The 6,584-nt window shown below is 70.8% G+C and carries 7 protein-coding genes; 2 read left to right on the top strand and 5 right to left on the bottom strand.

Annotation, left to right across the window (positions count from 1 at the left end):
• Positions 1-51: 51 nt before the first annotated feature.
• The 3 genes from NT8_RS14370 to ctaC are packed head-to-tail and all read right to left on the bottom strand — an operon-like array spanning position 52 to position 3,161.
• Positions 52-477, bottom strand: a complete 426-nt coding sequence (locus NT8_RS14370) for a cytochrome c oxidase subunit 4 (protein WP_067969145.1) — start codon at positions 475-477, stop codon at positions 52-54.
• Positions 478-492: 15 nt separating this feature from the next.
• A complete protein-coding gene (gene ctaD, locus NT8_RS14365; protein WP_067969142.1) occupies positions 493-2,169 on the bottom strand; it encodes an aa3-type cytochrome oxidase subunit I in 1,677 nt (558 codons plus the stop codon).
• A complete protein-coding gene (gene ctaC, locus NT8_RS14360; RefSeq protein WP_449406615.1) occupies positions 2,169-3,161 on the bottom strand; it encodes an aa3-type cytochrome oxidase subunit II in 993 nt (330 codons plus the stop codon). The genes ctaD and ctaC overlap by 1 nt, the downstream gene beginning before the upstream one ends.
• 447 nt (positions 3,162-3,608) lie before the next feature.
• Between ctaC and NT8_RS14355 the strand changes: the two genes are divergently transcribed.
• Positions 3,609-3,845 carry a sulfurtransferase TusA family protein gene (locus tag NT8_RS14355; protein ID WP_067969139.1) on the top strand — a complete coding sequence of 79 codons (237 nt, stop codon included), beginning with the start codon at positions 3,609-3,611 and terminating at the stop codon, positions 3,843-3,845.
• 88 nt (positions 3,846-3,933) lie between these two features.
• Here NT8_RS14355 and rpsD read toward each other — a convergent pair whose 3' ends face one another.
• Positions 3,934-4,545 (bottom strand): 30S ribosomal protein S4, encoded by a 612-nt coding sequence (gene rpsD, locus NT8_RS14350; RefSeq protein ID WP_067969136.1) that lies wholly within the window; start codon positions 4,543-4,545, stop codon positions 3,934-3,936.
• A 180-nt stretch (positions 4,546-4,725) separates the two neighbouring features.
• Between rpsD and NT8_RS28660 the strand changes: the two genes are divergently transcribed.
• Positions 4,726-5,403 carry a DUF2470 domain-containing protein gene (locus NT8_RS28660; protein ID WP_157515795.1) on the top strand — a complete coding sequence of 226 codons (678 nt, stop codon included), beginning with the start codon at positions 4,726-4,728 and terminating at the stop codon, positions 5,401-5,403.
• Positions 5,404-5,469: 66 nt separating this feature from the next.
• On the opposite strand, the gene NT8_RS14335 is transcribed toward NT8_RS28660, so the two are convergent.
• Positions 5,470-6,444: a carbohydrate kinase family protein gene (locus NT8_RS14335; RefSeq protein WP_067969126.1), complete on the bottom strand. Its 975-nt coding sequence runs from the start codon at positions 6,442-6,444 to the stop codon at positions 5,470-5,472.
• Positions 6,445-6,584 lie beyond the last annotated feature (140 nt).

Here is a 6,584-nt window from a genome sequence, read left to right as displayed (position 1 = left end):
GGGGCCGGGAAGCGGGGACGCCCCGCCGCGGTGTGCGGCGGGGCGCCCGTGCTAGTGCTGGAACTCCTTGCGGTAGTACTCGAAGACCCAGCCGATGGCGGTGAGGATCACGGCGAACCCGCCGATGAACACCATCCACCAGCCGATCGCGACGCCGACCGCCATGAAGGCCACGGCCATGGCGACGAACAGCGGCCACCAGCTGTGCGGGCTGAAGAACCCGTACTCGCCGGCGTTCTCGGCGATCTCGCCGTCCAGCCGCTCCTCGGGGGCGAGCCCGTGGTACCGCTCACTGCGCCGGGACGCCTGCCAGAGCCAGAACCCGACCATCCACCCGAAGCCCACCGAGACGACGAGCGCGACCGTGCCGGTCCACTCGATCTGCCCCTCGGCCAGCCACGCCCAGTACGCGTAGAGCGCGGCCACCAGCCCGAAGAAGGTCGAGACGCCCATAAACAGATATGCCTGCATCTTCATGGAGAACTCGCCCTACTACTTGGTGCTGATCGGTGGGGCCGCCGTCCCCGGGGCGGCGGCGTGCGGGTGGTGCAGGTCGAACGCCGGACGCTCCGACCGGATGCGCGGCAGCGACGTGAAGTTGTGCCGCGGCGGCGGGCAGGAGGTGGCCCACTCCAGGGAGCAGCCGTAGCCCCACGGGTCGTCGACCTCGACCTTGGGCGCGTTCTGGTGCGTCTTCCACACGTTCCAGAAGAACACCAGGGTGGACGCGCCGAGCACGAACGACGCGACGGACGACACCTGGTTGAGCGCCGTGAAGCCGTCGGTCGGCAGGTAGTCGGCGTAGCGGCGGGGGAAGCCCTCGGCGCCGAGCCAGTGCTGGACCAGGAACGTGCCGTGGAAGCCGAAGAACAGCAGCCAGAAGTGGATCTTGCCCAGGCCCTCGTAGAGCATCTTCCCGGTGAACTTCGGCCACCAGTAGTAGAAGCCGGCGAACATCGCGAAGACCACGGTGCCGAACACCACGTAGTGGAAGTGCGCCACCACGAAGTAGGAGTCGGTGACGTGGAAGTCCAGCGGCGGCGAGGCGAGGATGACACCGGTCAGCCCGCCGAAGAGGAAGGTGATCAGGAAGCCGATGGTGAACAGCATCGGGGTGGCGAACACCAGCTGGCCGCGCCACATGGTGCCGATCCAGTTGAAGAACTTCACCCCGGTGGGGACCGCGATGAGGAACGTCATGAAGGAGAAGAACGGCAGCAGCACCGCGCCGGTGGGGAACATGTGGTGCGCCCACACGGTGACCGACAGGCCGGCGATGGCGATGGTCGCGCCCACGAGGCTCTTGTAGCCGAAGATCGGCTTGCGGGAGAACACCGGCAGGATCTCGGTCGCGATGCCGAAGAACGGCAGCGCGATGATGTACACCTCGGGGTGGCCGAAGAACCAGAACAGGTGCTGCCACAGGATCGCCCCGCCGTGGGCGGGGTCGAACACGTGTGTGCCGATCATGCGGTCGGCGCCCAGCGCGATCAGCGCGGCGGTCAGGACCGGGAACGCGATGAGGACCAGCACGCTGGTCAGCATGGTGTTCCAGGAGAAGATCGACATGCGGAACATGGTCATGCCGGGGGCGCGCATGCACAGGCCGGTCGTGATGAAGTTGACCGCGCCGAGGATGGTGCCCAGACCGCTGACGGCCAGGCCCAGGATCCACAGGTCGCCGCCGAGGCCCGGCGAGCGGACCGCGTCGGACAGCGGGGTGTAGGCGAACCAGCCGAAGCTGGCGGCGCCGCCCGGGGTGAGGAACCCGGCCACGGCGATCAGGCTGCCGAAGAGGTACAGGTAGTACCCGAACAGGTTGATGCGCGGGAACGCCACGTCGGGCGCCCCGATGTGCAGCGGCATGATGATGTTGGAGAACCCGACGAACAGGGGGGTCGCGAACATCAGCAGCATGATCGTGCCGTGCATGGTGAAGAGCTGGTTGAACTCCTCGTGGGTCACGACCTGCATGCCCGGCACGAACAGCTCGGCGCGGATGATCAGCGCCAGGATGCCGCCGAAGATGAAGAACGCGAACGAGGTGATCAGGTACATGTACCCGATGACCTTGTGGTCGGTCGACGTCAGCCAGTTGACGATGATCGAGCCCTTGCGCGTCGGGGCGGGGGCCCCGGTGCGCGACTCGGTGGCCACGGTGGTCGCCATCAGCGCCCCGCCTCCTCTTCCGCCGTCGACTCGTCGTCCTCGGCCGTCTCGGTCTGGGGGCCCTCGTCGCCCTCGCGGACCTGGTCGCCCGTCGACTGCGGGTCCTCCTGGAGGTTCTCCTCGTCGGCGCGGGCCTGGATCTGCTCGGCCTCGGCGTCGGCGGCGGCCTCCTGCTCGGCGTACCAGGCGTCGTAGGCCTCGTCGGTCATCACTTCGAGGTTGAACAGCATCCGGGCGTGGTCGACGCCGCACAGCTCGGCGCAGCGGCCGGCGAACGTGGCGGAGTCCTCGCCCTCGGGGACGACGTCGTCCTTGATCTGGACCTGGAACTCGTTCGGGTGGCCGGGGATGACGTCCATCTTGAACGCGAACGCCGGAATCCAGAACGAGTGGATGACGTCGGGCGAGCTGAGGTCGAAGTGGACCACATCGCCCTCGCGCAGCACGAGGGTCGGGACGTCGTCGGGCGTGCCCTCGACGGAGAACACCCGGGTGGGGATCTCGCGGCCGGCCTCGACGGCCTCGGCGCGCGACTCCTCCAGGTAGTTGAACTGCCAGCTCCACTGGAAGCCGACGACCTCGACGTTGACGTCGGCGGGCTCGTCGGTCTCCATCAGGTAGGTCTGGTCGCGCGCGGTGAAGTAGAACAGCACCGCGATGATGACGATCGGCAGGACGGTGTACAGGGCCTCGATGGGGAGGTTGTACCGCACCTGCGGCGGAAGCTGCTCGGAGCGCTTGCGGTGGAAGATGACCGACCAGATGATCAGTCCCCACACGAGGACGCCGACCGCGAACGCCGCCACCCACGAACCCTGCCAGAGCATGAGGACACGCTCGGCCTGTTCGGTGATCGGCTCCGGCAGACCCAGACGAGTGTACTCGTTCGACGCGCAGCCGGTCGCGGCCATACCCAGCGCGGCGAGCGCGGCGCCACGTGGTGCCCATCGGCGCAGCGCGGGGCGCCGATTCCTATGGCGGGTCGGACTCACGGATTGCCTTCCCAGCGGTGATGCCCGCGACGGACGCGGGCGGTCGTATTTCCTAGGCTTGTCAAGGGGCAACATTAGCGCGAACCGGTCGGCGCGCCGTTCAGGGGCAGGGCGGACCAGCGTGTTGCCCGGCGCCCGTCACAGGGGCGCGATCGGACACGCATGCGCGTCTCCCTTCCCGCCGCAGCGGCGCGCGGTGGGGCGGTCTCCCGGCCGTGGTCCCCGCCTGTCGCCGTCCGCCCCCGGGGGTCGGCCGCGGCGCCGGTGCGGCGTCCGCGGCACCACCCTCGCGGGCGGGCTAAGGGGAGCGTATCGCTGGTTTTACGGAGCCCTTAACCGGGTGCCGCTTAGCCGCCCGCGAGGGTGAACAATAGGGGTGGGGCGCGCATCCGGCGGGACCACCCCGCGCGGAGGGCGAGGCGCGCCACGGCCGGAGGGAGTCTGCGCGTGTCGGACCAGCCGCTGGTGACCGTCGAGGCGGTCGGCCGCAAATGCCCGATCCCGATCATCATGCTGGCCGGCCGGATCCGCGAGGTGCCGATCGGCGCGGTGATCGCGGTCACGGCCGACGACCCGGCCGCGCGCAGCGACATCCCGGCCTGGTGCCGGCTGAAGATGCAGCAGTTCGTGGCCGAGGTGCCGCTGGCGCGCGGGAGCGCGTTCTGGATCCGGCGCATGTACTGACCCGGGGAGCGGCACCGGGCGCGCATACGGCCGCGGGCCGCGCGACCCGGGGGTCGCACGGCCCGCGGCGGCGCGGTGAGCGGAGGCTCTAGCGCGCGTAGTACTCGACGACGAGCTGCTCGTCGAAGGGCACCGGGACCTGCTCGCGCTTGGGGCGGTCGACGACCGCGACGCGCAGGTCCTTGTGGCTGACGACGAGGTAGCCGGCGATCTTGTCGTCCGCGTGCACGCCCTCGGCGGCCTCGACGAACGGCACCATCTGCCGCGACTTCTCGCGGACGCCGATGATCTGGCCCGGCTTGACCTGGTACGACGGGATGTCGACCTTCTTGCCGTCCACGGTGATGTGGCCGTGGTTGATGTACTGGCGGGCCGCGTAGATGGACGACGCGAGCCCGGAGCGCAGAACGACGGACACGAGGCGCAGCTCGAGTTCGGCGATCATCTCCTCACCGGTACGCCCGGGGCGCTTCTTCGCGTTCTCGTACACGCGGGCCAGCTGCTTCTCCGACAGGTCGTAGTACCAGCGGAGCTTCTGCTTCTCGGCCTGCCGGACGGCGTAGTCGCTCGTGGAGCGGCGCACGCGGCGGCCGTGCTCACCCGGGGGGTACGGCCGCTTCTCGAAGTAGCTGACCGCCTTACGGGTCAGCGGGGTACCGGCGCGCCGGGACAACCGCACCTTAGGTCCGGTGTAGCGCATTCGTGATCCTCCGTCGTTGAGTATCTTGCGAAAACGGGAATCCTAGGTAAGGCTTGCCTAAGTCTAGGAGGTGTCATGCGATCACCCTGCCCGTCCGCGATCGAACGGGTCCGTTCCCTTGCCGCCACGGCGACCCCCACCGCGGCGACGTCGGCTGACTATCCCGGCACGCGTTTCAGCGTGCGCGGAGCGGTCGACCATGCCGGCCGCGCGGTCCTGCTGGTCGAGGCCGGGGACCCGCTGCACGGGGCACTGCGGGAGCGGCGGCACGACGGCGCCGACCTCGCGGTCGACGTGGAACTGCGCGCACTGCGGCATGTGGGTCGGACACCTACTGTACGCGCTCACCTGTGGTGCCGGGGCTGGGTGTCGGCGGTCCCCGGCGGTGAGCGCCGCGAGGCCGCCCTCACGGTGGCGGCACGCCATCCGGACGAGGGGCTGCTCGCCGCAGTGGAACATCATCCCACGGCCGACGCACCGCTCCTGGTCCGCGTCGAACCCGAAACGGTGATGTACCACACATACGACGCGGCCGGGGTGATCGACGGCGCCGCGTTCCGCGCCGCCCGCCCCGATCCGGTCACCGCGGCCGCCGAGCACATCCTCGGCCACGTCAACGACCGGCACCGCGACGAACTCAGCGCCGCGCTGCGCCACCTCCCCGACGCCCCCGAGGGCGCCGCGTGGCTGTGGGAGCTGGACGCCCGCGGCGCCACGCTCTGGGTCAACCCGGCCGACGGCGGCCGCCCCGCGCTCATCCGGGTGCCGTGGAGCGCCACCATCACCGCGCCCTGCCAGCTCGAACGGGCGCTGTTCGACCTGATGGCGTACCGCCCGAGCCCGGCCGGGCCGGTCTGACCGCGGCCGGCGCCCGCCGGCGGGACGGCCGGCCGGGCCGGGCGGCGCCCGGCCCGGCCGAAGCGGTCAGGCCAGGTGGCCGCCGACCTCGGCGGCGGCGCCGTCGCCGTAGGACACCGCGATCTTCTCCAGCAGGCTCTCGCGGGTCAGCGTGTACTCCTGCGGCCCGTTGACCTCCAGCACGTGCACGGCGGTGGCGTTGCCCACCTGGGCGGCGCGCTCCAGGCCCAGCCCCCAGGCGATCCCGGCCAGGAACCCGGCGCGGAACGCGTCGCCCACCCCGGTGGGGTCGACCTTCGCGCCCACGGCGGCGGCGGGCACGTGCAGCGGCGGCTCGCCCTTGCGGTCGACGCGCACGCCCTTGGCGCCCAGGGTGGTGACGCGGATGCCCACGCGGTCGAGCACGTCCTCCTCGCTCCACCCGGTCTTCTGCTCGGCCAGCGCCTTCTCGTACTCGTTGGTGAAGAGGTAGGCGGCGCCCTCGATGAGCCGGCGCACCTCGGGGCCCTCCATCCGGGCGAGCTGCTGCGAGGGGTCGGCGGCGAACGCGTACCCCCGGGTGCGGCACTCGTCGCTGTGCCGGAGCATGCCCTCGGGGTCGTCGGCGCCGACGAGGACGAGGTCGAGACCGCCCACCCGCTCGGCGATGGGGCCCAGCTCGATCATCCGCGCCTCGGCCATGGCGCCGGCGTAGAACGACGCGATCTGGTTGTGGTCGCGGTCGGTGGTGCAGACGAACCGGGCGGTGTGCCGCAGGTCGGAGACGTGCACGGCCGAGGTGTCGACGCCGTGCCGCTCCAGCCACGACCGGTAGTCGTCGAAGTCGGCGCCCACCGCGCCCACGAGCAGGGGCGTGAGGCCGAGCCGGCCCATGCCGAAGCAGATGTTGGCGGCGACGCCGCCGCGCCGCACCTCCAGCTCGTCGACCAGGAAGGACAGGGAGACCTGTTCGAGCTGGTCGGCGATGAGCTGCTCGGCGAACCGGCCTTCGAAGGTCATCAGATGGTCGGTGGCGATCGATCCGGTCACGGCGATGCGCACGGCGCGGGCTCCTTGGCTCGGGGAGGGAGGACGAGCCCCCAGCCTACCGAGCGGCCCTCGCGGCGGAAGGGAGCCCGGCGCCGGCGGGGGCCGCACCGGGCGCACCTGCCCCGGGCACGGCGAGGGCCCGCGCGCACTCC

The sequence above is a fragment of the Nocardiopsis trehalosi NBRC 14201 genome (assembly GCF_001552555.1).
Lineage (GTDB): Bacteria > Actinomycetota > Actinomycetes > Streptosporangiales > Streptosporangiaceae > Nocardiopsis_B > Nocardiopsis_B trehalosi.
This window is presented reverse-complemented; position numbering and strand designations above follow the sequence as displayed.